Genomic DNA, 25,910 nt, shown 5'->3' with positions numbered 1-25,910 from the left:
GCTAGAACTGCACATCGATGGTCAAGGTGTCCGTGTAGGTACCGGGAGGCGGCGTCGACTGGCCGCTCAGGATTTCCGCTCGGTAGGTATAGGTCTGATCCGTGGTTCCGGTATAAGTCCCGGCATTGGTCGTCGCCTCCGCACTGCTGCGACGTTCCGTGCCCAGGTGTCCCCAGCGGCCGGTTGAACCTTGCGGGTAGTAGATCTCGTAGGCGATGTAGTTACCGGCATTTCCAAGGCGCCGGCTGCCAGAGTAGTTCTGCCCGTCATCGATGCCCACGGTATAGGACGCATCCTTGCTGCAGCGGATGGTGATGGTCTGGGCGACCGGATCGAAACTGCCGACAAAGGCCGCGCTTCCGAAATCGGCAGTGGGCGCGGACAGGGTGCAGTCTGCACTGACCGTCATGCTCACGATGACCGTGCTCGAAGTCGCTCCATCGTCGTAAATGCATAGCGTGGCTGCACCGGCCGAACACAGGTGCCACGTCCAGTCGATGGAGATCGTGCCGGTATAGGTCCCTGCGGCCACCTGGGTTCCGGTCTGCGTGCGAATATGGATCGGCAGGGTACCGCCGGTCGCGTTGAACAGGCCGAGGATGCCGAGGAACGTCGTACTGCTCCATGTAATCGAGCCGCCCACCGCATAAGTCGCACTGCAAGAGGAGTCCTTGCAGATATCGTAGCGAATGTAATCCCCGGTCGCGGCATCGTGAAGCCGCGGCTGCGTGCCCTGACTGTTGGTTGCGCTGGCGATCGTCGCCGTGATCGTATTGGTAGAGGCGATCGAAAGGAGGCTTCCGGTGCACGAGAACCCGGTCGCTCCGCCTGCCGTCTGTGCGCTGGCCGCGACAGTAAAGGAACTCGCGCTACCGAGGTTGACCGAACCCGACGCTGCCGAGCAGGCAGCGCGCGCCGGGTTCGGAACGACAAACCAGAACAGGAAGGCAAACAGCGCAAGGCCGATCCGCCTTGAAGGGCGCAAGGCGTCTATCGACATGGCAATGGTCCCACACGGTCCACCCCGGGGTCCTTGGAAAGGTATTCGAACGCCACCTGACAGCGTGTGCCGTCCGCCTTCATGACAGTGAGCCGATTGTCGTCTTGCAGATTCTCAAGGTAGGCCCGGCCATCGAAACCGACCCAGGTCTCCTCTCCGCTTGCCGAGGTGACCTTCGATCCTGCCGGAAGCGGTGCGCCGTCCTCCCCGACCAGCAGAACATGGGCAGCCCTGCTCCTTGAAACCGGGAAATGCAGGAGACGGCCGCTGCCGTTCTTCACGGCGGAACGCTGTCGCGTGAACGGCACCTGCACATCGGCTGGCAGGTCGCGCGCATCGATGGCAAAGCTGGCGGCATAGTATGACGGAACGCGCGCAATGAGCAGGTGCCCCTTGGCGTCGGTCGTGCCGACCTTCTGGTTTTCGTAATGAACGGGCACGCCCGCCACCCCGTCGGTGGAAACGAGTGCAAAGGCGTCATTGATGCGATTGGCCGCGAAGATGCCGCCATCCATCATCACCAGAGAACCGGAAAGCTCGCCCCAACCGGTAGTCTGCGTCCCCGTACCGAATGCCCCAGCCTGCACTTGCAGGGCACTGTTGCGCCACGTGAGGTCCCCGCGATAGCGATCGCGCTCGCCGCTCGCATGGGAGGCGCCGGCCGACCACCCCAGCCCCCCTTCGCTCGGCACCGCCCTGCCGTAGTCAAGCACGGCGCGCGCATTGCCGCGCGGCGTCCTCTCGATCCCGGCGACTGCGCTTCCTTGTCGCCCAAGCGGAACCACCCATTGCGCCATGGCGCTGGTCGTCCCACGCTCGATGTCACGCACTGCAGACAGATGCAGGCTGCTGCGGCCCCATAGTGACTTGTAATAGGACAGGTTCGCGAGCCGGAAGCGCTGATCCCCCTGACGCGTTTCGACATAGCTCGCAGCAAGGTTGCCCAGTTCCCTGCCCAGTATGACGTTCGCCTGCGCCTGCCACTGGCGGGAAGGCAAACGATAGTCCCTGGCTGCAACACTCGAGAGGTCGGCATAATCCGGGCTCCGCCGCACGGCTCTGGCCATCAGGTTAAAGCCGCGCCCGGTGTACTGGTAGCCCAGTGCCACTTGGCTGCCGTCACGCCCGTACTGGCGACTGGCACTGGCCGAGGCATCGACAACGCCCAGATTGCCAAGTTTCAGTACGCCGCCGAAGCCAAGCAGACGGTGATCGCCGGCAGCCTCTAGCGATGCCTCGATAGTCATGAACCGGGTAAGGCCGAACCGCCCGGATGCTGAAGCGGCCCATTCGCCGTAGCCTGTACGGCTCGTTCCGAAGTCCCGGCGCAGCCTGCCCAGAGAGAACGCATAATCGGCCAGTCCCGGCCGCAACAAGGTGGTCGCGACATAGAAGGATGCGGACGTCTGCACCTGCCTGCCTTGCGCATCGGTAGTGACGACGGTCGCTTCACCTGCGCCGTTCACGTACGGCAGTTCGTCGACCACAAATGGCCCCGGCTCCACCGTCGTCGCTGCCGCGCGGTAGCCGTTGACGAAAAGCTCCAGCGCGCTCGGTACCGCCGCCGTACCGGCGAAACCGGGTAGCGGGTATGTGACGACGTCTGGCCTGACGCTGAAATCGCGCGAAACCTGCGCGCCCGCCATCCTGACCGGGTTCGTCCAAGGTAGCGTGCGGGTAACCAGATCCCCCGCTTCATATGTCCGGATCGCCCCGTCATCGACGTATGTCCAGCGCGTCTCGTATCGCAGGTAGCGCTTCGCCCCACCGGACGTATCGAACCAAATACTCCCGGTATTGCTGAGAATGCCCAGCCCCCCGAACAGGCGCTGTTCGCTCCACAGCGAGCCATGGGTGTCCTGCTCCGAATGCGCGACGTAGAGGTCGTAATTGATCAGGACGCCGAAATCGCTCTTCGGAAGGATACGACTGCGCTTGGCGGCAATGGCCAGACGGCTGCCCTCAAGCCACTGCGGCGGCACCGTCAGCAGGAGCTTCTGGTCCGCTTCGGTATACTTGGCAGTCATTCCCGCCTGAGCCGAAAGATCGACCGTGGAATCGATCGACCAATCGCGGTCAATGCCCGCCTCGCGCAAATCCCGCGCGGCCACAGAAAGATGTCCATCCTGCAGGGTGACGGGGATCAGGCGGTTCGCTGTCCGGCCATTCACCACCAGTTCGAGCCGCAGCTGCAGGGCCGGCGAAATATCTGCACCGCGTGTCATCTGCGCGGGCGCATCATCGGCATGGGCCGACGTCGGAGTGAACGCGGAGAAACCCGCGACCAGCGCCAGCAGGAACTTCGGCGCCCGCCATCTAAATCGGCTTGCAGGCACCAAGCGCCACCTGCTTCGCATCGCCGTTGACCTTGGCACGCAATGCACCGGTCGTAGCCGGCTTGCCCGGAACGGCCCACTCCATGGTGCTGCCTGCCAGTACATAGCCAAGAAGCCCCGGCGCGATCGGCACGGTTTCCTGACCCGCATCGAGTACGGCGTCAGCCAGTCTGGCGTGCATCGACCCGGAGTTGGCCAGCTGCACCGTCCGCCCCTGATCGATCAGACGACAGCTCACCTGCGGCATGGCGGGTTCCCGCTTGTCCTTGCCCTTTTCCGGGGCCACGAAAAGCGGGATAGAATAGCGCATGCGAAAGCGCAGCGCGGTTGCGGTCTGCATTTCCTCGGGCCGGTCGGCGACGGCAGGGATTTCATCGACGATGATCCGGTAAGCTCTCTCCCTGTCCCGTGGCAGCGGCTCACCAGCCACTAGGCGGACGAGCTGGCGCACGCCCGGACCGACCTTGACCATCGGCGGGCTGGCCAGGACTTCATCCTGATCGGAATGGACGTCGCTTCCCGCTTCCTGCGTCCAGCGCATGACACGGATCTGCAGGACGACATCGGCCGCCCCACGATTTTCCAGCCAGAGTTCGGTACCACCGCGTCCCTCACCAATGACCGGATCGATCGGCCAGATCATGACGGTCGCGGCCGGGGCCCGCAGCGGCAGAACCGCAAGGGCTAACGCGACGAGGAATGCCGCAATGCCTTCCGGTGATTTTGCCTCTCCCATGGCCATCACCAGCTCAGCGTCAGGACGACAGTGTCGGAGTAGGTGTCCGGCGGTTTGTCGCCGCTCAACACCACCCTTCCGTAGATGGGCAAAGCGATTGCTTCCGGATCGGCGAATGTGATCGCATAAGCCTGATCGATCTGCATCTCGTTCGAGAAGGCAGGATCCCGGTAAAGCCGGTAGGGTAGCAGATCGCTGCTCCCGGCTGCCTGCATGTTGCGCGTGGCAGACCCATGCTGGCCTGCCCCCAACGCCATCGACAGCGCAATACCGGGCGTGCAGCTCAACGTCAGCCCGGCATCAGCGGCAATGGCTGCAGATGCGGTATCGGTGGAGAGCGACGAATGGGTTCCGAAATCGAGCTGGCCGTATCGCCCGAGCACTTCGCCGTTCGATGCAAGGGCGCCGTTGATCTCGCAGCCCGAGACGACCGTGGCCGAAACCTGGAAAGTGGTGGTGGTGTCCGCCATGGCCGGAGTGGATAGAACGGCCGCCAGTCCGGCCCCCATTCGTGATGCGCGGTGCCATCGATATCCCATGCTCCGCTCTCCCGCTTCAGAAGGTCAGCGTCACCGAAATCGTATCGGTGTAGGTGCCCGGCGAGAGCCCGGTGACACCCACCGCGCGGCCATAGATCGGCACCGTCTGTGCGGTACCGTCGCCGGAGACGGACAGCGTCGATCCATTGTTGAGGACGGTACTGAACCCGGCATCGGAATAGATGTCGTAAGGTATGTAAACCGAGCCATTGGCCAGGGCCCTGCCGCCGCCGGCTACCGCAGCGTCGTTCGCGCCGCTGTCGATGGTTATCGTGGCATCGGAGCCGGGAGAGCATTGCACCGAAATGTTTCCGGATCCATTGCCGTCGACCTGGGCGTCGGTTGATGTAAAAAAGGTACTGACCGACCCGAAATCGAGCGATCCGAAATCGACATTGCTTGTCGCCGTATCGCCATTGACTGCACAAGCCGCCACAAGGGTTATCGTGGCGTCGATCGTTCCGGTAACCGTTTGGGCATAAGCCAGCTGAAAGGGGGACAGAGCGGCGAGCAGCAGCACGGGGACCGCGCCATATCTGGACTTGAACCTACGTATCATAAGCAGACACCTCGAGTTCTTGTCCTACGAGTGTCTTCTTTAGGTAAATAAACTTTGGTAAATTCGCGGATTACAATTCTGTAATAGGATCGATATAACTGATTACATTACTTATTTATGGAAATTTAGAAGGAAAAAACAGTCAAGAATCGAACTCTGTGGAATTGCGGTTGGTCTCAACGTTAACTAGTGCTCTCAACCAGGTACGTCGGGAAGCACGCAGATGCAGATCCCGCAATCAAGCACGATGAAGCAATGACTGGATCATGGCGCCAAGCCGGACAAGCTATTCGGGCGACAGTTTGGGGCCCATGGTCGCAGGATCGCCGGTGCCTTCCTCGACATCCTTGACGGGAGGCTCGACGCGGATCTCCACCCTCCGGTTGCGCGCACGCCCCTTTGGATCATCCGATCCGTCAAGCTTGCGATTGGGCGCAATCGGTCGACTTTCCCCAAGAGGGATGACCGTCAGGCGTCCGCCATCCACACCCTTCCTCTCCAGATGATCGCGCACGGCCTCCGCCCGCTTCTTCGAAGCTGCGAGGTTGGCATCGTCGCTGCCACGGGAATCGGTATGTCCCCAGATCGTGACGGCGCCGCCTGCCTTGAAAGTCGGATTGTCGATAAGCTCGTCGATGGCGGCAAGCCCCGTTTCGTCCGGCTCTTTCCCTTGATCGGGAAAGCGTACTGTAACCGTCACGGGCTGCAGCGAAGGCGCGGTATCCGGCAAGGGGCCAACGTCGGGGCGAAGGATCGATTTCTTCGGCGCGACGTCCACGACAGGGGAGCTGTCCTGCACCGCAATGCCGGGCGCCTCGATGGCCGCAGAACCTGTCTCTTCGGGCAAGCCAGGCTGGTCGGAACCGCTACAAGCCGAAAGCGGCAGGACCAGAGCCGCAGTAAAAAACCGAGCCGGTCTGCCGACCCTGACACGCGGGAGCATCATGCGCTTGCCTCTTCTGTCTGTGTTGTCTGACCGGAAGGCGATGCTTCCGGATGGCGCGAAGGGGCGTAGGACACGATAACGTCACCCGGCTCGGCCGCCGGACGTGAAGCATGGGTGAAAAAGCGGATCTTCCCATCCTTGCGGTATAGGAACAGCATATCCCCTCCTTCTGGCAACACCGCGCGGGCGTCCGAGAAATCGAACCGATCGCTGATCTTGGTCTTGCGGAAAGTCCATCCCGCCTGCTCACGCGCGATGATGTCCTCTACACCGAGCCCTGACGCGAACATCGCGCGGCCCTGCAGGGCTTCAGGAAGGCTGCGGTGATCCTCGTCGTCGCCCATCCCGCCCAGCTGATAGACGGAATCCCGCCCGAAATCGGGTGCGAACTCGTTGCAGACCAGCGCGTTGTAGGCCTCGTTCTGCGAGATCGCGACCAGAACCTGGAACTGCGTGAGATCGAGCCGTTCCTCGGTGGACTCCGCAAGTATCTCACCGTGATAGGTGGGAATGCCTGCCTGCCGGGTGGCAGAAAGGCGCTGCCAGCTCGTGTCGCAAATCGTGACCGGCAATTCGAGCGAGCGCACCTGCTCGGCCAGAGCCAGGCTCCACGGGGTACTGCCGACGATCAGCAGTCCCTTGCGCTGCACGCCCGTCACCTTCAGCCAGCGTGCGACATGCCGGACGCTGAACCCGTGGGCAACGATGGTCGCGACGACCACGGCGAAAGACAATGCCACCAGAATGCTGCCATCGGCATAGCCCAGTTTGCCAAGGCGCAGGGCGAAAAGGCCGGCGATGGCCACGGCGACGACACCGCGCGGAGCGATCCATGCCAGCAGCAGGCGCTCGTTCCAGGGCAACCGGCTGAAGGCCAGGCTGAGCAGCACCGTCACCGGCCGCACGATGAAAAGCAGGGCAATGAGGAAGGCGATGAAGCGCCACTCGAACTGGCGCAGCACTTCCAGATCCAGCGATGCCGAAAGCAGCACGAAAACGCCGGAAATCAGCAGGACCGTGACGTTCTCCTTGAAAGGATGAATGTCCCGCAGGCTGTCGAGCCGCATATTCGCGATCGCAACGCCCATGACCGTTACCGCTAGCAGGCCGGTCTCCTGCTGGATGGCGTTCGACAGCACGAAAGTGCTGATCACGGCTACCAGCAGCACCGGAGCCTTGAGGTATTCCGGCACTTGGCCGCGCGGGAAGGACCAGGCGATCAGACGCGCCACCGCATAGCCGATCAATCCGGCCACAACAGCGGCAGCCAACAGCGAGACGACGACGGCGATCAGCGTCCCCCCGGCTTCTGCCCGCCGCAGGTACTCGTAAGTGATGACTGCGCAGAGCGCCCCGATCGGATCGTTGACGATCGCTTCCCACTTGAGGATGGCCCGCGGGCGCGGTGCGACATTGCTCTGTCGCAGCAGCGGCAGGACGACCGTGGGCCCCGTCACGACGAGAATGCCTGCGAAAAGGATGGCCACGGGCCAGACCAGTCCGGCAAGGTAGTAGCAGGCAATGGCGCCGAGACCCCAGCCGACCGGCACGCCGATCAGGACCAAACGCGTCACCGCGCCCTCGGTCTTGCGCAATTCCCGAAAATTGAGGTTGAGACCGCCCTCGAACAGGATCAGCGCAACCGCGACGGAGATCATCGGCTCCAGCAGTTCCCCGAAGGTCTGCTCCGGCAAGATGAGGCCGGTGACCGGACCTGCGATGACACCAGCGAAAAGCATCAGCGCAATTGCCGGCCACCCCGTGCGCCACGCGATCCACTGCGCCCCGATCCCGAGAACGCCAATCAGTGCAAAAACAAGGGCCTGGTGCTCCATAAGGAGGGCATACTCCACGTTGTCCGCATTGTTAAATGCCCGGGCCGCGGGATCGTTCATCCGAAATCGAGCAGGTCTCGACTTCGGCGCACGCAGGTCAGGTGGTGGAGGCTCTTTCCGCCCGCGCATCCTTCAGGATCTCTAGCGCTTCGCGAATGACGTAAAAACCGATTCCCGCGCCAACGACGAGATCGAAGTAGCGTATGCCCGTCACCACGACGGCCAGCCCCGAAAGGATCACGGCCACGTTGGCCACGACGTCCGCCCTCGTAAAGATCCAGGCGGCACGCAGATGCACCTCGCCATTGCGCTGATGGGCGAGGAGGCGCAGGACGATCACGTTCACGGCAAGTGCGGGAAGGGAAACGGCCATCATCCACAGGCCTTCAGGCGCTTCGCCCACCTGGAAGCGGCGCACGACTTCCCAGAGCAGGCCGACGCCGAGAGACAGCAGCAGGACACCGCTCAGCGTCGCCGTATTGATCTTGAAACGCGGGCTACGTCCAATTGCCGCAAGCGCAATCGCATAGACAGTTGCGTCGGAAAGCATGTCGAGACCGTCGGCCAGAACGGCTGTCGAACCTATCAGCAGACCGGTGGTCACTTCAGCCACGAACATCGCGGCATTCAGGGCAAGGGCCAGCCACAGCACGCGTTGCTGGGCCCGTGTTTCAACCGGAGTAGGTTCGCATCCGCATCCTGCCATGCCCCATGTCTAGCGCGGCGGTCGAGCCAAGGCAAAGCCCCACGCCACTGGAAGGCATGGAAATAATACTTCATTTTAATATTATTATCAGCCAAATCATCGTGAAATATAAATTACCGATGCAAAATTGTTGCGATTTCAAACCAACGTTGTGAAGATTTAATCCGATAATTTTCGTGCGAGAATTTTATGGTATTGTTGAGCGTTCCGTGCTATAAAACCGCACGTCGAATTTGCGACGGGTTTCGACAATTCTGGTTTTTGAGCCGGCACCTGCCTTGGCAATTTTCCCATCTGAGACGATTTCCCTTTCTCTGACGATTTGACGTGATCCGGTTGCACGCGTTGTGCGCCGGGAACATCGTTTCTTGAAAGGAAACACCAATGCCCATCGGGACCGTAAAATTCTTCAACACTGACAAGGGCTTCGGCTTCATTTCCCCCGACAATGGCGGCGATGACAGCTTCGTCCACGTGTCTGCGGTTCAAGCAGCAGGTATGCACACGCTCGAAAAGAACCAGCGCATTTCCTACGAAGTTGAAGTCGGCCGCAACGGCAAGGCTTCGGCAACGAACCTTCGCGAGGCCTGATCGCGCGAAGTGCAGGGCTGTCCCCGGACAGCCCTGCCATTCTCATACTTTGTAAAATCTGGCGGAGAGACCCTCATATGAGCCTGACCCGCACCTTCTGCGACGAAAGAGTCCGCGCTGCGACAATCGCCGCCGACCAATCCAGCCTCGACAACGTTCGCGAACGCGAGTTGCGCTCGGCTGCCGCCTGGCAGGCGATGTCCGACAGGATCCGCAAGCTTGAGGCCACACGGTCCGCCAGGGAACGTGCCCAACTTGAAGCCAGGGAAACCGCGCAATCCGAAGAGGATTCGCAGGAAGCCCGGATCGCCGAAAACTGACAACGCAGGAGACAGGCGCTTTGCCTCTCCTGCGATGCAGCTAATTGAATTTCATGGAAATCCCAGGCCGGGCAGCGCCCGACCTGTAACGCGTGTCAGTCCACCATGGCCGCGACGAGGAGCTTCAGCTCCTGCACGGAAAGTGAGCTGCGCGTCTTCTCAAGCGTATGCTTGATGGAAAAGGGCAGCTTTTCGCTGCCGTTCTTCTTGTGGGGACGCCCAAATGCGTCCGAAATGGTATTGATCATCAATTCCTCTGACAGCGGCCGCAGCCGCATCCCTTATTGTTATCTGGTTACCTCTTGAAATTGCCACGTCCCTTGCCCGGCCCCGGTTGTCCGGGAGAACGCTCACGGAAGACGATACGTCCCTTGCTGAGATCGTAAGGCGTCATTTCAACGTGAACGCGGTCTCCGGCCACCGTGCGGATCCTGAACTTGCGCATCTTGCCCGCCGTGTAGGCGATGATCCGATGCTCATTGTCCAGAAGTACGGCGAAACGTCCATCGGGAAGTACTTCCTCGACCGAACCTTCCATTGTCAGTAATTCTTCTTTAGCCACTTCAATAAATCCTGAAAAAGCGTTGCCCAGCCCCGATGCTTGAATGCAATCCGGGAAATGATTGCCAGGAAGCTGTAAAGGAAATCGAGATTGCAGCCGAAGCTGGAAATTATCTCGCCATGGAGCGACGTAGCGAAAGCCATATAGAGCTTTCTTTCTCAAATTTCAAGGCAACGAAATTTTATGCTCCACTAGCCATCGCAGCGCTTTTAGATTACAGTAGATTTATCGCCGGCCCCGTTATGCAAATCGGTGACTGAGAGACCTTCGCGCTCCCGCATGAAGGAGAGCAGTCTTGGACCTCAATCAGCTTCTGTATCATCACCAAATTGCACTCATGCGCAAAGTGGATGACGAAGCGCCCCAGCATTGCGGATCGCGTTTCGACCTCGTCTCTCACTACGAAAGGCGCATCAGCAAACTGCGGCAAGAAATGGGGACCACGCAGTATCCTTACTGGCCCGACGGTCAGGCGCAGCTGTGACCTCCAACCGCGTTGTCCGCGACCCTCCATCGCGCTGCGGCAGGCAATGGACCAACCCGCCCAGATCTTCGGTGCAATGGAAACGTCGCAGCGAAGTCTATGGCCTGGCCTTCCACCTTCTGGGAGGCGCAAGACCTGCCTCACATTTCCTGGGTGCGCACGATGCCGCGTTCCCGGGCACACTGCTTTCGGTCGCCATGGGCTCGGCCCACGGCCAACTGATGGTCAGCAAGCTTGTCCGCCGCCTCGCCAGCCAGTCCTTCTGAGCCGGTTGAGAAGCCCGAATTTCCTGTCCAGATGCCAGCGCCTGCATTGCGCAGTGGAGAGAAACCGCTAGGCTGCAGCGCAAACGACGTAGAATGAGGCCGCGAGCCTCCCAGAAAGTTACCTGAATGAGTTCAAATCCCGAGACCCATGCCGGCCCGATGGTGCGCATCCAGCAAAACCTGCTGGCGCGCTCGGAGCGGCGCATCCTGCAATGGCTTTGCGCGCGCATGCCGAGTTGGATCACGCCCGATATTCTAACAGCGCTGGGCATTGTCGGCGCAGTCATGACCTTCGCCGGCTACGCCGCCAGCAACTGGGCATGGCAGTGGCTGTGGCTTTCGATTGCCGGCTACGTGGTGCAATGGTTCGGGGATTCGATGGACGGCAGCCTTGCCCGCTTCCGCAAGATCGAAAGACCGGCATACGGCTATTTCATCGATCACAGCTGTGACGGGCTGACCACCGTGCTGATCGTCTGGGGTCTTGGGGCCAGTCCCTACATCGCCATGGACATCGCGACCGTGGCGCTGGTGGGTTATCTCCTGCTCTCGATCCACGCCTATCTGGCAGCGCGGGTGATTGGCGAGTTCAAGCTGTCCTACCTCTCTGCCGGGCCGACCGAACTGCGCTTCATGCTGATCGGCCTCACGCTCATGATGATGGTGCTGGGCAGCGGCAAGGGCGTGTTCGGCACCACATCGGGCTTCGATGTCTTTGTTGGCGCCGTCGGAACGATCCTGATGATCCTTTTCATCATCCAGACGCTGGTAACAGGCCGTCGCCTTGCGGTAGAAGCCCGCTAGACGATCCGGCTCACCCCATCCCGACGTGGTCTTCGCGGTGCGCCGCGCGCCGCTTGTCGTCGCGCCAGCTCCAGACCGCAATGCAACCCCAGGCGAGACAGTAGAGCGCGCCCAGCCCCAGCACCAGTTCACCAGGAACGGGTCCGATGGCTGACCGCTGCGCGAGTTGGGACACATGCTCGATCGGAGTCGGATGGACGACGATCTTGCTGACAAAGGCCGTCGTCTGGATGAGCAGGATCCAGAAGTAGTTGCGCCTTATCCGCCTGCCGATCGCGACCTGCAGCGGGATATGATAGCGCGGGCGCAGGTAGTCACGGGCAAGCGTCTGCTGCCAGTCCCCCTCGTGCCGCGCATCATCGCCGTTGAGAAAACTGGCGAAGAAGTGCGTCTCCATCCAGCGGCAACGGGCCCGCCAGACATTGAAGTAACGATAACGGCGCGCTTCGAGCAGCAAGAAGAACAGGATCAGGATGCCTGCCAACAATAGCGGCAGAGGCGAAGCGTCGGGCGAGGCGAAAGTGATGGAAAGTGCAATCCCCAAGGTCACCACCGACCAATTCGTGGTGGTATCCAGCCGGGTTCGCCAGACTGCCGACCGGTACACCTCTCCGCGATAGAGGTGCGCGATCGCGCCGATCTTTGCAGCACCCAGGTCAGGCGCTTCTTCGGCCTGCAGGGTCATGTCTTCTCTCCCGCATTTCCGGCGACTTTTGTCGCTGGGAAGAAACTCGACCCTTGCCGCGGCGATGTCAATTCTACCGCCGGAGTGCGCCCCGACCGATCACACGCCCTTGCCCAGTTCGGAGGAAAGCACGTCGTGCCACAGGCCAAGGCGCGTACGACGCATCTCGGAGTTCATGGCCGGCCTGAAGACCGTCACTTCGGGACGCATCCTCGCGGCCTCTTCCAGCCCGCCGTAGATACCGCAGCCCACGCTCGCCAACATGGCCGCTCCCAACGCGGTCGTTTCCACATCGAGCGGCCTTTCCACCTGAAGATCAAGGATGTCGGCAAGATCCTGCGCGATCCAGTCGTTAGCGCTCATGCCCCCGTCGAGACGCAGGTTCAGCCATGCGGCACCATCACCATCGAAAGCCACTTTCAGGTCATGCATCTGGTGCGCCATGGCCTCCAGCGCAGCACGCACGATATGCGCCCGCCCCGTACCATGAGTCAGTCCCGCAATGACCCCGCGCGCTTCGGCGCGCCAGTGCGGGGCGCCAAGACCCGACAGGGCGGGCAGAATGCACACGCCCCCGCTGTCCGCGATCGAGCGGGCGAGACTTTCCGTTTCGCAGGCAGTTCCGACCATGCACAGCTCATCGCGCAGCCACTTGACCAGACTGCCTGCAACGAAGACCGACCCTTCCAGTGCAAAGCTGCGCTGCCCGCCGATCTGGGCGAGCACAGTGCTCACCAGTCTGTGGCTCGAGAGCCTTGGCGTCGTGCCGGTATTGGCAAGGACGAAGGCGCCTGTTCCCAGCGTGGCCTTCACATCGCCGGGGGAGAGGCAGTTCTGCCCGATCGTCGCCGCCTGCTGGTCTCCGGCGAGCCCGCAGATGGCAATCGATCCCCCGAACAGCTCGGGGCTCGTCCTCTCGAATTCTCCGGCATTGTCGACGATTTCGGGCAAGCTGGCGCGCGATATACCATGAAGCGCCAGCAGTTCGTCATCCCAGCCCACGCCTTCCAATGGCATGAGCATGGTCCGGCTGGCATTGCTGGCATCGGTGATATGCAGGCCCTGGGTAAGCTTCCACACCAACCAGCTCTCGACGGTCCCGAACGCCAGCCTGTCCCCGAGCTCGCGAGCCGCTGGCACGTGTTCGAGGATCCAGCTCATCTTGGTCGCGGAAAAATACGGATCGAGCATGAGCCCGGTCCGCGCGCCGATCATCTTCTCGTGGCCAGCCTCGCGCAGTTCCTGGCAGCGGTCCGCGGTGCGACGGTCCTGCCAAACGATCGCTCGCGTGACCGGATTGCCGCTCTGGCGATCCCAGGCAACGACAGTTTCACGCTGGTTGGTGATGCCGATGGCAGCAATCCGGTCCGCGCCACCTGCCCGCGCGACCATTTCCTGGGCGCACGCGAGTGTCTTCTCCCAGATCTCGTTCGCATCGTGCTCGACGTAGCCGGGCGCGGGATAGTGCTGTGTCAGTTCAGACTGGGACACGCCCAGTATCTTGCCGTCGGCAGAGTACAATATGGCTCTGGTCGAGGTCGTTCCTTCATCGAGGACCAGAATGGGGCGCTCCTGCACCGTGTCTCTCCCTTAAATTCAATCCGTCGCAGCCCGTGTCCCAATGCCTGCATGGGCGAGCGCAAGCCAAACTCAAGCAGGCGTCAGTTCCGCAAGATATTGCTGTAATTTCTCGGTCTGCTCCGAGGTCAAACGCAGGCCCAGCTTGGTGCGGCGCCAGAGCAGGTCATCCGCGCTGCGACACCATTCGAACTGTACTAGGTATCGAATCTCGCATTCGGTCAGCCCGTGTCCGAAGTGCATGCCACAGTCGGCGAGCGCCCTCGCATTGCCGAAGATGTCGGAGATCAGCGTCCCGTAATTGCGCAGGAGACGATGCAGCCAGGCAGGCTCGAGAAACGGATAGCGGGCCGCGTAGTCTTCGAACATTCCGGGCAATTCATCGGCAGAGAAGTTCCCGCCGGGTAGCGGCGCCTTGTCGGTCCAGTGCCTGTCCGCCAATTGCGGCATTCGCCCGCCCAGCAGGTCGACGGCTTCCTGCGCCAGATGCCGGTAGGTCGTGATCTTGCCGCCCATTACCGAGAGCAGCGGCGCCCCCTCGGCCCTGTCGGTCAGTTCCAGGGTATAGCCGCGTGTCGCTGCTTCGGGCTTGCCCGAACCGTCGTCGATGAGCGGCCGCACGCCCGAATAGGTCCACACGACATCGCCGGGTGTCACCGGTTCGCGGAAGTAGTGGCTCGCCCCCTCGCACAAGTAGGCGATCTCCTCCTCGCTGGCCCGAACGTCCTCGAGACTTCCGTGATGGTCACGGTCGGTCGTGCCGATCAGCGTGAAGTCCTGCTCGTAGGGGATGGCGAAGAATATCCGCCCGTCCGGAAGCTGGAAGAAATAAGCGAATTCGTGCTCGAACTTGCGCGGAACGACGATGTGCGACCCACGCACGAGCCGCATGCGCCGTTCGGACTGTTCACCGGCCTGGCCCAGGAGGTCAAGAACTGCGGGACCGGCCGCATTGACGACCGCTCGTGCCCGGAAAGTCTTGCCGTCTGCTTCGATGCGCCAGCCTTCCCCTTCACGGCACAGCACCTCGACCCGGGCGCGCGTATGGACCTCCGCGCCATGGTCTGCCGCATCTCGCGCATTGAGGACCACCAGCCGGGCATCGTCCACCCAGCAATCGGAATAAACGTAAGCGTGGTTGAATTCGTCCTTGAGCGGCTTGCCGCCCGGATGCCTCGACAAATCGACCGAGCGCGTTGCCGGCAGACGCTTGCGTCCGCCGAGATGGTCATAGACGAACAGTCCGAGGCGCAGCAGCCAGCGGGGCCGCAGTCCCTTCACGTGCGGCAGGATGAAGCGCAGCGGCCAGATGATGTGCGGCGCTATCGCCCAGAGTCGCTCGCGCTCGCTGAGCGATTCCCGGACAAGGCCGAACTCGTAATGCTCAAGATAGCGCAGACCGCCGTGGATGAGCTTTGTCGATGCCGATGACGTCCCGCTTGCCAGGTCGCGCGCTTCCAGCAGCAGGACCCGTGCGCCGCGGCCGGCGGCATCGCGCGCGATACCGCAGCCGTTCACTCCGCCGCCGATAACGGCAATGTCGAAGAGCTCTTCGCTCACCTCGTTGGCTTCCCTCTGTCAGGCTTCGAGCGGGCCGTGCTGGATATGCGGCAGGACATGACGTGCGAACAGGTCCGCCTCCTGCGCATGGGGATAGCCGGAGAGGATGAACGCCTCGATCCCTTCGTCCTGATAGGCGCGAAGCTTGGCAAGGACCTGATCGGGCGTGCCGACGATCGCTGCGCCGCACCCCGAACGGGCACGGCCGATGCCGGTCCACAGGTTGTCTTCGACGAAGCCGTCTCCGCCTGCAGCGCTGCGCAGTTCCGCCTGACGCTGGACACCGTAGTTCTTGGCATCGAGCGACTTCTCGCGAATGGCCTTGCCCGCTTCGTCATCCAGCTTGGACAGCAGGCGATCGGCATAGTGGCGGGCCTCATCTTCGGTTTCGCGGACGATGACGTGCACACGATATCCGAACTTGAGACTGCGGCCAAACCGCGCGGCACGCGCCTTCATGTCGGCGATGGTTTCGCGCACCTTGTCCATCGTATCCGGCCACATCAGGTAGACGTCGCAGCCTTCGGCGGCGCATTCACGCGCGTCCTCGCTCAGGCCGCCGAAGTAGAACGCCGGGCACTTGCCCGAGAGGGTACCGATGCGCGGCGGATCCAGCTTGAGCTTGTAGAACTCGCCCTCGTGGTCGAGGTGCTGGCCATTAAGGAGCGTGCGCACGATCTTCATCACTTCGGTCGCGCGGGCATAGCGCGGCGCGCTTTCCAGCTTCTCGCCAGGCATGTCCGAGGAAATGATGTTGACGTTGAGGCGACCGCCGGTGCCCGAAGCATTGGGGCCGAGGATGCGATCGAGCGTCGCGATGCGGCGCGCAAGCTGGGGTGGCCAGTCCTCACCGATGCGGGTGGCCCAGAGCAGCTTCATGCGCCGCACCTGCGTTGCCACCGCTGCGGCGAAGGCCGTGGTGTCGAGACCCAGCTGATAGCCAGAGGGAAGCAGGATATTGTCGAAGCCGCCTTCCTCGGCGCGCATGACGATATTGCGGCAATGCTCCCAGCTCGACTGGAGATGGGGATCAGGAACCCCGAGAAATTCGTAATCGTCGTCGCACAAAGCGGAGAACCACGCGATTTCACATTTCCGGTCTGACATTTCGATCTCCTCTCACTTCTATCGGACGCGCGCGTTCACCGGGACACCCGGGCAGGGCGCACGTTTTCCTGTTCAGCACTACTTGCCGTTACACTCGTTCAGACCCGCGGCAGCGGGATCCTTCGGCTCAGGGCAAAGGCACGCCCCGGGCCGCAACCAAAACGCCGTACCACTCCTGTCTGGTCCAGCGGACCTTCAGGGCCGCCGTTCCTTCGACAATCCGCTCAACCTGCTGCGATCCTATGATCGGCACGATGCCTGCCGGGTGCGCCATGAGCCAGCTGTAGGCCGCCACCGTCGTTGACACGCCGTGGGCATCGGCCACCGTGCGAAGCGCTGCGACGACTGCCTTGTCACGCTCGCTCTGCGGATTGGCGAGGCGCCCGCCGCCCAGCGGCGACCAGGCCAGCGGCAGCAGGCCCATCATCATCGCCTGATCGAGTTCACCGTTCTCGAAACAGTCGATGCGCAGAGGGCTGATCTCCGGCTGGGTCGAAACCAGCTTGGTGCCAAGAAACGAATCCAGCGCGGCAATCTGGTGGATCGTGAAATTCGAAACGCCCAGCGTGCGGATCTTGCCTGCCGCAACGGCATCCTCAAGCGCCCGTGCCACTTCCTGCGGATGGGTCAGGATGTCGGGACGATGGACCTGCCAGAGGTCGACCTGTTCGACCTTCAGGCGGCGCAGCGATGCATCGATGGCATCGTTGAGATAGGCAGTGCTCTGATCGTAAGGCAGCGGCGGGAAGATGCCGCCCTTGGTCGCCAACACCATGCGCGAGCGCAGCGACGGGTCCTGGGCCAGCACTTCGCCCAGTAGCGCCTCGGCATCACCGAAACCGGCCGCGCCGTCGAAGCCGTAGATGTCGGCCGTATCAAGCAGGGTTATCCCCGCATCGAGAGCCGCGTTCACGAGGCGGGCCGCTTCCGCGACGGAGCGCCCGCCCTCGGCAAGGCGCCACATGCCCCAGGCGATCGAGGACACTTCGATGCCGCTGGCGCCGAGAGGACGGACAGCAGGGACGGCAGGCAATTGGCTCATATGGTCTTCCTGAGAGGCGGCGCGACGGATGCGCGCTCGATAAGGGAATGGGGCAAGCGGCGATGGGTAATCTCGTTACCGGCGATGAGAATCTCGGTCGCGGTCTGGGCCAGCTCCGCCATGGGCTGGTGAATGGTGGTGAGCGGTGGCCATACCGTTCGCGCCAGGGTCGTATCGTCGAACCCGGTGACCGACAGCTCAGTCGGAATCTCGATCCCGCGGCTGTGCGCTTCGGCAAGGACGCCGGCGGCCATGTCGTCGTTCGATGCGAAGATGGCCGTCGGCACTTCGGGCAGGTCGAGCAGATACTGCGCTGCCCGCACGCCGCTCTCGAAATCGAACTCGCCTTCGAAGACGAGCGAGGGTTCAAACTGGATACCGACACGGTCCAGTGCCCGGCGATATCCGAAGAGGCGGTCTTCGGAGGCCATGTGGCTCTGGTGCCCCTTGATGAAGCCGATGCGACGATGGCCCTGATTGATCAGGTAGGTCGTCATGTCGTCGGCAGCCTGCGTGTCATCCATGAACACCGAGCTGGTGAGCGCGTGGTTAGTGCCCGGAGAGATCCGCACGAAAGGCAGGTCAAGCGCCTCGAGCGCGCGCAGGACAGGCTCGCAGTCGGTCACCGGCGAGGACAGGATAATCCCGTCGACATGCGTTTCGGTCACAAGACCGCGCACCTGCTCGCCGACGGTCGGATCGGTCACGTCGACCGGCTGGGCAAGCAGTCGGATGTTGTGCTGCTTGCACTGTTCCCAGCATCCGGTCTGAATCTGGAACATGTAGAAAGGGCTGTGATTGTCGTAGATCAGGGCGATCTGGTTGGACTTCGAGCCGGACAGGATGCGGGCGGCGACGCTCGGGCGGAAGTCGAGCTTCTGCATGGCTTCCTCGACCCGCGCACGCGTATCCGCGCTCACATAAGGATGCCCGTTCAGGACGCGGCTGACCGTCTTGACGGCGACCCCGGCCATCGCGGCAACGTCCCTGATATTCGCCCGCTCACTCATCCCCTCAACACCTCTTTCAATCCGGCGAACAGCTGCGCGAAGGCACTGTCCGGCCGATAGAACACAGGCGGCTGCCCGACGGGAGCGGAAACCTCGACAACACCCGGCGCGAAATCCTCACCCGTCCAGCAATGTCTCCAGACACCGCTTCCCGGCAGGATCACCCGGCGCGCCTCGGCCCCTTCCTCGATCACGGGAGCCACGACCATGTCGGCACCGTAGAGGAACTGATCCTGCACCGTAAACAATTCAGGATCATCGGGATAATGAAGGAACAGGGGCCGCTGTGCGGGCAAGCCGACCCCTTGCGCCTCGTGACACAAATGGCGGACATAGGGAGCAAGGTGCGCATGCACCCTGCTCCAGCGCGCGAAGCAGTTCAGCAATTCGGGCGTGGAATCGAACTGGAGGTTGTCGTCCGGACGGTTTCCCTCGTGGCTGCGCATGACCGGCGCGAAGGCCGAAAGCTCGCACCAGCGCTGCATCAGTTCGACGCTGCGGACATTGCCGTGGAGCGATGTGTAGCCCCCGCAGTCGGAATGGCTGTAGGCATTGCCGACCAGCCCCGATGAAAGCGCGGCGGTCACAACCGTCCCGATGCCGTCATGCCGCGTGAAATCGACGCACTGGTCGCCGGCCCACAACAGGGGGCAATAGGCCTGCACGCCGGAATAGCCGGCCCGCATGAAGAACAGTGCATCGCCTGTCTTGCCACGCGAAGCCAGAGCCTGGGCATTCACCTGAGCCCACAGGACCGGCCAGCGGTTATGGGCTTCCATGGCATCGGATCCGTCGGCGAGCCGCACATCGGTCGGCAGGTATTCACCGAAGTCCGCCATCCAGCCGGAAATACCGATATCCAGCATCTCGCGTCCCAGAATGCGTTCGGCGAACCAGTCGCGCGTCGATTCACGGGTGAAATCCAGCACGCCGCAGTCGAACTCGCCAAAGTCGACCAGGTAGACCTCGTCGCTGTCCTGCCGCAGACAGAAGTGCCCGCCCTGCCGGGCCTCTTCGTAAAGAGTACCGTCGACGGCGAGATAGGGGTTGGCATAAGCAAGGAAGCGAATGCCGCGCTCGGCAAGCCCCGCGATCGATGCCCTGAGATCGGGATATCGCGCCTCGCTGCGCTCCGACCCGACCCAGTCCCAGAACAGGCGACGGCCAAAGCTCGTCTCGCGGATCCCGGCCCAGTCCTCGCACCACAGCCCGGAGACAGCCGCACCCGCCTCGACAAACCGCTCCAGACGGTCGAAGCTGCTTGCCCCGGACTTGAGCCCCACGATGGCCCCGCCAATCGCCCAGTCGGGCAAGGGCGGCTGACGACCGAACCTTTCCGAAAGCATCGAGACCAGTTCCAGCGGCCCGCTGGCGCCGAACAGTTCGAAGCGCGCGCTTCCGCTCCACACCTCCACGCAGTGCGCGGTGGGATCGCGGAAATCGAGGACATTGTAGCAGGCGGCATCGAGATGAACGGCCAGCCAGCGCGAAGTCAGGAACGTCGGCTGGGGATAATTGGTATTCCAGTAGTCCCCGCCAGCCATGCCCTGCTCGTCCATGATGCGGGTCAGTTCTGTGGACTTGTCTCGTCCCACGCCCGGTTCGCTGGTCCACATCGGGAAGCTGCGACCGTTGAGCGCGAGATAGCTCATCTGCTCGCCGCCGCCCCAGACCGTCTCCCCGGGCTGCGCATGGAACCTGATGGTCATGCGGTCGTAACCCGGCACGAGCGCCTCGGCCTGCAAGGCCGCGCCGTCGATGCGCAGAGATGCGCAAGGCACGCCATCCTCAAGGAATTCAACGCCCCCATCGACCCTGCGCCATTGTGCAGGAGTTACACGACCCGATGGCTCGTCCGAAATCGAGAAATTGCCTCGGTACATTTCGACACTGGGCTTCCCGCGCGAAATGTCCAGCGCTGGACATGCGAGTCTATGACGCAGAACCACCCGCCCCCGATACTCGAGGTCGAAACCGCCTTCAGCGTTCAGAACACGCACTTCCAATGCATTTCCTCTCTAATTGCGCCCTGCCCGACGCGGCACTTCCTGTGCTTCTGCGTTTGCGTATGACACCGCTTGACATACCGGGGACACACTGGCAATGCAAGGGCCAATGAAGGCCCGCTTCCGAAAGGCTCCGCAACGGCGGCATGGAAGCGAATGAAAACCAAGTCGAGCCCGTATTGGGAGGGGAGTAACTATGTACGTTTCCAGGCATAAGTTCGTGTGGGCGCTCGCCGCTTCCACAAGTGCGATGGCGATGCTTTGCCCCAGCCTTGCCTCTGCGCAGGAAGTCGAGGAAATCATCGTCACGGCGCAGAAGGTGAAGGAAAACGCGCAGAGCGTTCCGATCGCCATTTCCGCTGTCTCGGGCGACCGGCTCGAACAGACCGGCGCGACCAGCCTCGAGAACATCACGCGGATCGTTCCCTCGGTCACCTTCCGCAAGGGCACGACAAGCGCCAACAGCGCAATCGTCATGCGCGGTGTGGGCACCATTACCTTCTCGATCGCCGCCGAGCCCAGCGTCTCGACTGTCGTCGACGGCGTTGTCCTCAGCCGTTCGGGCCAGGCCTTCATGGATCTCGTCGATGCCGACCGCCTCGAGGTCCTGCGCGGCCCGCAGGGCACGCTATTCGGCAAGAACGCATCGGCCGGTCTCGTCAACATCGTCTCCAAGGGCGGTACCGACACACTGAAGGCCGAAGCCAAGGCGGAGTGGTACGAAGGCGACGAATACCGCCTGCGCTCGTCCATATCCGGCCCGCTCGGGCGCGATTGGAGCGCCCGTGTCACAGGCTTCTACGGCACCTATGACGGTAACATCACCAATATCTACGGCGGCAAGAACAAGAAGGTGAACGGTTACGAGCACTGGGGTGCTCGCGGCATCGTCGACTATTCCGGTTCAATCGCCCGCCTGCGCTTCATCGCCGACTACTTCCATGCAGACGATGATTGCTGCGCCGATGTCACCGGCGCAAGCCGCGGCACCGTGCTCGATGCCGAACTCGGCCTTCCCGGTGGCGTCGCGCTGGGCGAGGACCAGCGCTACGTGAACCACAACCTTGTCACCCGCACGCGTGACAAGCAGTACAGCTTCACCGCATCGGGCGACATCGACCTGTCCGACACGCACACGCTGAGCTTCGTCTCCGGTTACCGCAACTGGTGGAACGAGGAAATCCGCGAGGGCGACTTCCTGCCCCGCGCCCTCGTCGGCACGGCCCAGCTTCACGACAACGGCGTGGTCAAGACGCAGCAGATGTCCTTCGAAGCCCGCATCGCCTCGGATCAGTCGCGCCCGTTCTACTATCAGGTCGGCGGCTTCCTCTGGCATTCGGACAACAAGCAGGACTTCACGCGCCGCGACATCACCTGCGCCAGCTCGACCCTGCCGGTCGACCCCATCACCGGCGGACAGCCCTGCAACCTGGATGACACGGTCAATACGCTCTTCCCGACCGCCAGCTCGGCAAGCGACGTCAACTCGTCTAACTATGCCGTATTCGGCCAGGCGACCTATCGCCTGAGCGACATGTTCGCGATTACCGGCGGCCTGCGCTACACCTGGGACGAACTCAGCTTCACCCATATTCGCGCGCCCGGCGTGAACGCGACGACCGGCCTTCCGGCAACCGGACCCGGCGTTTCCGGCAACCCGGCAGGCGGCACGATTGCAGGCGGCGGTAACGGCACCAACGTTTCGAGCGGATCGAGCTCCAACAGCAACCTTTCGGGCAAGGCCGTCGTACAGTTCACCCCGAGCCGCGACATCATGCTCTACGGCAGCTATACGCGCGGCTACAAGGGCCCGGCCTTCAACGTCTTCTTCAACCACACGGCGCCGACCAACGCGGTGCCCATCGACGAAGAAACTTCCGACGCCTTCGAGGTCGGCCTCAAGTCGCAGTTCCTGAACAACAAGGTCCAGCTTAACCTTGCTGGCTTCACGGTCCAGTACGACGGTTTCCAGGCCAACAACTTCGTGCTCCTCAATGGCGCAGTGGTCACCAACCTGACCAATGCCGGTACGGTCAAGAGCCAGGGCTTCGAGGCAGACTTCACGGCAGTTCCGGTCACCGGCCTGACCCTGCGCGCCAGCGCGGCCTATGCCGATGCCAAGGTCAAGCGTTTCAATCCGAACCCGCTGACCAATGCACCGGACGCCCGCGACGGCACCCGCCTGCCGCTGGCACCGAAGTTCACCTATACGCTGGGTGCGGACTACGAGCGGCCCGTCGGCAACATGGTCGTCTACCTCAACACCGACTATCGCCACGTCTCCAAGCAGTATTCGGACCTCGGCGAATCCGGGCCGATCGACGCCTACGGACAGTGGAACGCCTCGCTCGGCCTGTCCGATGCCGACGACAAGTACCGCCTGACGTTCTACGTCCGCAACATCACCGATGAAAGCTACGTCCTGCTGAACGTTTCCGATGGACAACGCCTGCAGATCCCGCGCGATGCCGACCGCTACTTCGGCGCCAGCCTGCGCGCGCGCCTGTAACCCAACCTGCCGGTTCTCCCCCGGTGCCCCCTCGCGCAGCGGCGAGGGGGCATTTTTTTTGGCGTGACGGCGTTCACTGCAGTCAGCGTAGAAGAGTATTGTCAAAACGGCGACGCTTCAAAACGCCACCGAAGCGGTAGATCAGGGCCGGGACGGCCGACGAAGCAGGAATGCTGCGGACAGCGCGAAGATCGTCAGGACCGCGAAGAGCGCCGGAAATCCGAGAGCAGGCACCAGGGCCAGAGTCAGGGAGGGGACGATAAGTGAGGGCACGGTATTGGTGAGGTTGAAAAATCCCAGGTCCCGTCCACGACGCGCGTTGTTTGGCAGGATGCGCAAGGTCTGTGCGCTGTGCAGGGACAGGAACACCGTACTCGAAATGCCGAATACGATGTAGCCACCCATCGCCAGTTCCGGGTCGTTTGCCAGTGCCATCAGCGCGAGTCCTGCGCCACTGACGATCGCGCATATGCGCAAGGGCGCTATCGGACGTCCGGCCAGATCGGCCCAACGTCCAGCCCAAAGGGCCACGGGCGCGGCAAGGAGGAGGACGAAGGACAATAATCTGGCGACTGACGAATCGGTAAAGCTCCGGTCGATGCTGCGAAACCAGATGTAGAGATAGGCGAACAGGGAGACTACGGTGATCTGCACGAGGAGACGCGCAAACCACATGCGAGTCACGGTCAATCGCAGCCATTGGGCGCTGTCGAACCGTACATCCCGTTCCAGCAAATCGGCTTCCTGCCTGCCGGCCCCGCCTCGCCCGCCGAAGACCAGCAGCGGCACCACGCAGGCACAGGTGATCATGACCACGAGCACAAAGCGCATTTGCACTTCCGCCAAGCCCGGGATCGTGACGAAGGCACCGGAAAACGCGCCAAGGGCCGGAGCAAAGGCAAGCAGCCCGCCAAGGATGCCCTTGTGCCTGTCGGGCACCCCGTCCCCAGCCCATGCCGAAAGCGGCGCCATCATCATATTCAGCGCAAGCTGCCAGCCGATCACCGCCGCGATCAGGACCGGCAGCCTTTCGATACTCGGGATGAGCAGCAGGATGACGCCGGAGAGCACCAGGCCAAGTCCCACCCAGATCCTTCGCTGTCCGCTCAGGTCACTCAACCATCCAAAGGCGATATTGCCGAGACTGGCGGCCATCGCTCCGGCGAAAGTCGTCGCCGCCAGCCATTGCACCTGCTGTCCGCCGGCCAACAGTTCGGCACGAACCGGCAGGAGTATCGTCAGGAACGGCGTGTAGGCAATCGTCGCTCCGGCCCATGCAAGGGCATAGAGCGCCAGGAAGCGTCCGGCAGAATTGCAACGCTTCTCACCGGATGCCGCTTCTGCGGCGTTAATCCTAGCCACTTTGCCCCGGCGGAGCCGTCGATCCGCGCACGACGAGATCGGCTGAAATGACTTCGGCAGCAGGTTCGCACGTCTTGTCCCGCTGCCACGCAATCAGCATCCGTACGGCGCGGGCGGTCATGTCCGCTACCGGCTGGTCCACGGCCGTGAGGGGCGGCCTGGTGAACCGGACTGGCGGGGTATTGTCGAAGCTGATCAGCGAAAGGTCCTGCGGGATCGACAGCTCCAGCTCATGCGCGACTTCGACGGTGGCGAGTGACATCTGATCGTTGCTGACAATGATCGCCGTCGGCCGGTTGTCCTGCGAGAGAAGCGTCCTTGCTGCCTGCTCGCCCGAAGCGAAAGTAAAGTCGCCTGCGGCCAGAAGCCCTTCGGTGGCATTGCCGGCGGCTTCCATCTCACCGCGCCAGCCATCGACGCGCCACTGCGAGAGTTTGTAATTTGCAGGGCCCGCAATGAACCCGATCCGACTATGTCCAAGGTCAAGCAGGTGACGCGTCGCGAGGCGCGCGGCGCCTTCCTCATCCATGGCGATCTTGAAGCCGTCATGCCCCGTCTCGTCGAACCCTGCGCGCGACCCCATGCGGGAATAGGGAATGTTGAACCGGTCGAGCGTCGCCAGGATCTTTGGATTTTCCGAATGCGGCGGCGTCAGGACAGCACCGTCCGGTTGCAATGCGGCAATCGCGGCGGTCAGTTCACGCTCGACATGGTCGTTATGCGTGTCGACCAGTTCGAAGATCAGGCGATAGCCATGCTGCGAACATTCCAGCATGCCGCCCAGCAGCATCTGGTCCACCCAGTCCGTGCCATGGCGTGCGCGCCAATCGGCGATCGTGCGCTCCCGATCGTTGAGGGCAAGGATCAGGTAGGAGCGCGATCCGCTCATGCGCTGTGCAGCGATCGACGGGACATAGCCCAACTTGTCGATCGATGCCTGGACCCGCTCGCGCATTTCGGACCGCACATTGGGCTCGTTGTTGATGACGCGACTGACCGTCTGCAGCGAGACGCCCGCGTCCGCCGCAACGTGCTTGATCGTGACTGCCTGGCGCCGTCGCCCCATGGTCTACGGATTTCCCCCTGTCCTGCTGCCGTGTACTAGCTGCGCTTGGCGGCTTTTGCCAGACACGGACCCAGTCGATATGCACGGACTTGGGATAGCCCTGATCGTCGACACCGCCGGTGTTGCGGCTTTCGGGGAGACGGCCGCCCGTGCAGGCTACCTGCGCGTGCAGACCGGCAAGCAGGTGCGCCAGTTCATCATCGCGCAGCTTGGCAGCATCGCTCCTGTGCAATTCATTGCCAGTCGAGAATCTTGTCCTGTATGAAAGATGTGGAATCAACCACGGTGAGGTGTCGATCCA

The 25,910-nt window shown here is 62.3% G+C and carries 27 protein-coding genes; 8 read left to right on the top strand and 19 right to left on the bottom strand.

Annotated features, from left to right (window positions below):
* Window position 1 precedes the first annotated feature (1 nt).
* The 8 genes from B5483_RS13920 to B5483_RS13885 all read right to left on the bottom strand — a co-directional run bounded on the left by B5483_RS13920 (window position 2) and on the right by B5483_RS13885 (window position 8,657).
* Window positions 2–1,000, bottom strand: coding sequence for a Csu type fimbrial protein (locus tag B5483_RS13920; protein WP_079730812.1), 999 nt, complete (start codon window positions 998–1,000; stop codon window positions 2–4).
* Window positions 991–3,225: a fimbria/pilus outer membrane usher protein gene (locus tag B5483_RS13915; protein ID WP_245829217.1), complete on the bottom strand. Its 2,235-nt coding sequence runs from the start codon at window positions 3,223–3,225 to the stop codon at window positions 991–993. Before B5483_RS13915 ends, B5483_RS13920 begins: the two co-directional genes overlap by 10 nt.
* Window positions 3,226–3,316: 91 nt before the next feature.
* Window positions 3,317–4,072, bottom strand: a complete 756-nt coding sequence (locus tag B5483_RS13910) for a fimbrial biogenesis chaperone (RefSeq protein ID WP_079730987.1) — start codon at window positions 4,070–4,072, stop codon at window positions 3,317–3,319.
* A 5-nt stretch (window positions 4,073–4,077) separates the two neighbouring features.
* On the bottom strand, window positions 4,078–4,611 hold the full coding sequence (locus B5483_RS13905) for a Csu type fimbrial protein (protein ID WP_231634563.1): 534 nt from the start codon (window positions 4,609–4,611) through the stop codon (window positions 4,078–4,080).
* 16 nt (window positions 4,612–4,627) lie between these two features.
* Window positions 4,628–5,170 carry a Csu type fimbrial protein gene (locus tag B5483_RS13900; protein ID WP_245829215.1) on the bottom strand — a complete coding sequence of 181 codons (543 nt, stop codon included), beginning with the start codon at window positions 5,168–5,170 and terminating at the stop codon, window positions 4,628–4,630.
* 286 nt (window positions 5,171–5,456) lie between these two features.
* Window positions 5,457–6,017 (bottom strand): OmpA family protein, encoded by a 561-nt coding sequence (locus B5483_RS13895; RefSeq protein ID WP_245829212.1) that lies wholly within the window; start codon window positions 6,015–6,017, stop codon window positions 5,457–5,459.
* Window positions 6,018–6,112: 95 nt separating this feature from the next.
* The gene (locus B5483_RS13890) at window positions 6,113–7,951 is read right to left on the bottom strand and encodes a cation:proton antiporter (protein ID WP_079730984.1); all 1,839 of its coding nucleotides are present in this window, start codon (window positions 7,949–7,951) and stop codon (window positions 6,113–6,115) included.
* Window positions 7,952–8,048: 97 nt separating this feature from the next.
* Window positions 8,049–8,657 carry a cation diffusion facilitator family transporter gene (locus B5483_RS13885; RefSeq protein WP_079730810.1) on the bottom strand — a complete coding sequence of 203 codons (609 nt, stop codon included), beginning with the start codon at window positions 8,655–8,657 and terminating at the stop codon, window positions 8,049–8,051.
* Window positions 8,658–9,041: 384 nt separating this feature from the next.
* Here B5483_RS13885 and B5483_RS13880 point away from each other — a divergent pair, with 384 nt between their 5' ends.
* Window positions 9,042–9,248 (top strand): cold-shock protein, encoded by a 207-nt coding sequence (locus tag B5483_RS13880; RefSeq protein ID WP_007014604.1) that lies wholly within the window; start codon window positions 9,042–9,044, stop codon window positions 9,246–9,248.
* Between the two features lie 77 nt (window positions 9,249–9,325).
* Window positions 9,326–9,568, top strand: coding sequence for a hypothetical protein (locus B5483_RS13875; protein ID WP_054945339.1), 243 nt, complete (start codon window positions 9,326–9,328; stop codon window positions 9,566–9,568).
* A gap of 95 nt (window positions 9,569–9,663) precedes the next feature.
* On the opposite strand, the gene B5483_RS23210 is transcribed toward B5483_RS13875, so the two are convergent.
* Entirely contained in the window at window positions 9,664–9,816 is a 153-nt protein-coding gene (locus B5483_RS23210; RefSeq protein WP_007014606.1) for a hypothetical protein, read from the bottom strand.
* A 47-nt stretch (window positions 9,817–9,863) separates the two neighbouring features.
* On the bottom strand, window positions 9,864–10,130 hold the full coding sequence (infA, locus tag B5483_RS13865; RefSeq protein ID WP_039858122.1) for a translation initiation factor IF-1: 267 nt from the start codon (window positions 10,128–10,130) through the stop codon (window positions 9,864–9,866).
* A gap of 35 nt (window positions 10,131–10,165) precedes the next feature.
* Here infA and B5483_RS22885 point away from each other — a divergent pair, with 35 nt between their 5' ends.
* The 4 genes from B5483_RS22885 to B5483_RS13850 all read left to right on the top strand — a co-directional run bounded on the left by B5483_RS22885 (window position 10,166) and on the right by B5483_RS13850 (window position 11,684).
* Window positions 10,166–10,390: a hypothetical protein gene (locus B5483_RS22885; RefSeq protein ID WP_139384002.1), complete on the top strand. Its 225-nt coding sequence runs from the start codon at window positions 10,166–10,168 to the stop codon at window positions 10,388–10,390.
* A gap of 35 nt (window positions 10,391–10,425) precedes the next feature.
* Window positions 10,426–10,614 (top strand): hypothetical protein, encoded by a 189-nt coding sequence (locus tag B5483_RS13860; protein WP_054945337.1) that lies wholly within the window; start codon window positions 10,426–10,428, stop codon window positions 10,612–10,614.
* A complete protein-coding gene (locus B5483_RS13855; protein ID WP_139384001.1) occupies window positions 10,611–10,880 on the top strand; it encodes a hypothetical protein in 270 nt (89 codons plus the stop codon). Before B5483_RS13860 ends, B5483_RS13855 begins: the two co-directional genes overlap by 4 nt.
* A 126-nt stretch (window positions 10,881–11,006) precedes the next feature.
* Window positions 11,007–11,684, top strand: a complete 678-nt coding sequence (locus tag B5483_RS13850) for a CDP-alcohol phosphatidyltransferase family protein (protein WP_054945335.1) — start codon at window positions 11,007–11,009, stop codon at window positions 11,682–11,684.
* A 10-nt stretch (window positions 11,685–11,694) separates the two neighbouring features.
* Here the strand turns inward: B5483_RS13850 and B5483_RS13845 are convergent, their stop codons facing one another.
* The 7 genes from B5483_RS13845 to B5483_RS13815 form a co-directional block, all read right to left on the bottom strand.
* Window positions 11,695–12,369, bottom strand: coding sequence for a DUF2270 domain-containing protein (locus B5483_RS13845; RefSeq protein ID WP_054945334.1), 675 nt, complete (start codon window positions 12,367–12,369; stop codon window positions 11,695–11,697).
* 99 nt (window positions 12,370–12,468) lie between these two features.
* Window positions 12,469–13,947, bottom strand: a complete 1,479-nt coding sequence (locus tag B5483_RS13840; protein ID WP_079730809.1) for a glycerol kinase — start codon at window positions 13,945–13,947, stop codon at window positions 12,469–12,471.
* Window positions 13,948–14,019: 72 nt separating this feature from the next.
* A complete protein-coding gene (locus B5483_RS13835) occupies window positions 14,020–15,507 on the bottom strand; it encodes a glycerol-3-phosphate dehydrogenase (protein WP_079730808.1) in 1,488 nt (495 codons plus the stop codon).
* Window positions 15,508–15,525: 18 nt separating this feature from the next.
* Window positions 15,526–16,614 carry an LLM class flavin-dependent oxidoreductase gene (locus tag B5483_RS13830; RefSeq protein WP_054945331.1) on the bottom strand — a complete coding sequence of 363 codons (1,089 nt, stop codon included), beginning with the start codon at window positions 16,612–16,614 and terminating at the stop codon, window positions 15,526–15,528.
* Between the two features lie 127 nt (window positions 16,615–16,741).
* Window positions 16,742–17,656 (bottom strand): aldo/keto reductase, encoded by a 915-nt coding sequence (locus B5483_RS13825; RefSeq protein ID WP_079730807.1) that lies wholly within the window; start codon window positions 17,654–17,656, stop codon window positions 16,742–16,744.
* The gene (locus tag B5483_RS13820) at window positions 17,653–18,666 is read right to left on the bottom strand and encodes a LacI family DNA-binding transcriptional regulator (protein ID WP_054945329.1); all 1,014 of its coding nucleotides are present in this window, start codon (window positions 18,664–18,666) and stop codon (window positions 17,653–17,655) included. Before B5483_RS13820 ends, B5483_RS13825 begins: the two co-directional genes overlap by 4 nt.
* Window positions 18,663–20,672, bottom strand: coding sequence for an alpha-glucosidase (locus B5483_RS13815; protein ID WP_079730806.1), 2,010 nt, complete (start codon window positions 20,670–20,672; stop codon window positions 18,663–18,665). Before B5483_RS13815 ends, B5483_RS13820 begins: the two co-directional genes overlap by 4 nt.
* Before the next feature lie 196 nt (window positions 20,673–20,868).
* Between B5483_RS13815 and B5483_RS13810 the strand changes: the two genes are divergently transcribed.
* The gene (locus B5483_RS13810; RefSeq protein ID WP_079730805.1) at window positions 20,869–23,181 is read left to right on the top strand and encodes a TonB-dependent receptor; all 2,313 of its coding nucleotides are present in this window, start codon (window positions 20,869–20,871) and stop codon (window positions 23,179–23,181) included.
* A gap of 141 nt (window positions 23,182–23,322) precedes the next feature.
* On the opposite strand, the gene B5483_RS13805 is transcribed toward B5483_RS13810, so the two are convergent.
* Together B5483_RS13805 and B5483_RS13800 are read right to left on the bottom strand one after the other, a co-directional pair.
* A complete protein-coding gene (locus tag B5483_RS13805; RefSeq protein ID WP_079730804.1) occupies window positions 23,323–24,543 on the bottom strand; it encodes an MFS transporter in 1,221 nt (406 codons plus the stop codon).
* Complete coding sequence (locus tag B5483_RS13800) at window positions 24,536–25,609, bottom strand: LacI family DNA-binding transcriptional regulator (RefSeq protein WP_079730803.1); 1,074 nt, start codon at window positions 25,607–25,609, stop codon at window positions 24,536–24,538. The genes B5483_RS13805 and B5483_RS13800 overlap by 8 nt, the downstream gene beginning before the upstream one ends.
* Before the next feature lie 79 nt (window positions 25,610–25,688).
* Here B5483_RS13800 and B5483_RS13795 point away from each other — a divergent pair, with 79 nt between their 5' ends.
* Complete coding sequence (locus B5483_RS13795; RefSeq protein WP_079730802.1) at window positions 25,689–25,874, top strand: hypothetical protein; 186 nt, start codon at window positions 25,689–25,691, stop codon at window positions 25,872–25,874.
* Window positions 25,875–25,910: the final 36 nt, after the last annotated feature.

This window comes from Novosphingobium mathurense (genome assembly GCF_900168325.1).
Taxonomy (GTDB): domain Bacteria; phylum Pseudomonadota; class Alphaproteobacteria; order Sphingomonadales; family Sphingomonadaceae; genus Novosphingobium; species Novosphingobium mathurense.
Note: the sequence above shows the minus strand (reverse complement) of the source record. Positions and strands in the feature narration are given on the sequence as shown.

Bases quoted from the DNA above. Each gene is read 5' to 3' on its own strand.
- B5483_RS13920 (WP_079730812.1), bottom strand. From the start codon at position 1,000: ATGTCGATAGACGCCTTGCGCCCTTCAAGGCGGATCGGCCTTGCGCTG.
- B5483_RS13915 (WP_245829217.1), bottom strand. From the start codon at position 3,225: ATGACACGCGGTGCAGATATTTCGCCGGCCCTGCAGCTGCGGCTCGAA.
- B5483_RS13910 (WP_079730987.1), bottom strand. From the start codon at position 4,072: ATGGGAGAGGCAAAATCACCGGAAGGCATTGCGGCATTCCTCGTCGCG.
- B5483_RS13905 (WP_231634563.1), bottom strand. From the start codon at position 4,611: ATGGGATATCGATGGCACCGCGCATCACGAATGGGGGCCGGACTGGCG.
- B5483_RS13900 (WP_245829215.1), bottom strand. From the start codon at position 5,170: ATGATACGTAGGTTCAAGTCCAGATATGGCGCGGTCCCCGTGCTGCTG.
- B5483_RS13890 (WP_079730984.1), bottom strand. From the start codon at position 7,951: ATGGAGCACCAGGCCCTTGTTTTTGCACTGATTGGCGTTCTCGGGATC.
- B5483_RS13885 (WP_079730810.1), bottom strand. From the start codon at position 8,657: ATGGCAGGATGCGGATGCGAACCTACTCCGGTTGAAACACGGGCCCAG.
- B5483_RS13880 (WP_007014604.1), top strand. From the start codon at position 9,042: ATGCCCATCGGGACCGTAAAATTCTTCAACACTGACAAGGGCTTCGGC.
- B5483_RS13875 (WP_054945339.1), top strand. From the start codon at position 9,326: ATGAGCCTGACCCGCACCTTCTGCGACGAAAGAGTCCGCGCTGCGACA.
- B5483_RS23210 (WP_007014606.1), bottom strand. From the start codon at position 9,816: ATGATCAATACCATTTCGGACGCATTTGGGCGTCCCCACAAGAAGAAC.
- B5483_RS22885 (WP_139384002.1), top strand. From the start codon at position 10,166: ATGCTTGAATGCAATCCGGGAAATGATTGCCAGGAAGCTGTAAAGGAA.
- B5483_RS13850 (WP_054945335.1), top strand. From the start codon at position 11,007: ATGAGTTCAAATCCCGAGACCCATGCCGGCCCGATGGTGCGCATCCAG.
- B5483_RS13845 (WP_054945334.1), bottom strand. From the start codon at position 12,369: ATGACCCTGCAGGCCGAAGAAGCGCCTGACCTGGGTGCTGCAAAGATC.
- B5483_RS13830 (WP_054945331.1), bottom strand. From the start codon at position 16,614: ATGTCAGACCGGAAATGTGAAATCGCGTGGTTCTCCGCTTTGTGCGAC.
- B5483_RS13825 (WP_079730807.1), bottom strand. From the start codon at position 17,656: ATGAGCCAATTGCCTGCCGTCCCTGCTGTCCGTCCTCTCGGCGCCAGC.
- B5483_RS13820 (WP_054945329.1), bottom strand. From the start codon at position 18,666: ATGAGTGAGCGGGCGAATATCAGGGACGTTGCCGCGATGGCCGGGGTC.
- B5483_RS13810 (WP_079730805.1), top strand. From the start codon at position 20,869: ATGTACGTTTCCAGGCATAAGTTCGTGTGGGCGCTCGCCGCTTCCACA.
- B5483_RS13800 (WP_079730803.1), bottom strand. From the start codon at position 25,609: ATGGGGCGACGGCGCCAGGCAGTCACGATCAAGCACGTTGCGGCGGAC.
- B5483_RS13795 (WP_079730802.1), top strand. From the start codon at position 25,689: ATGCACGGACTTGGGATAGCCCTGATCGTCGACACCGCCGGTGTTGCG.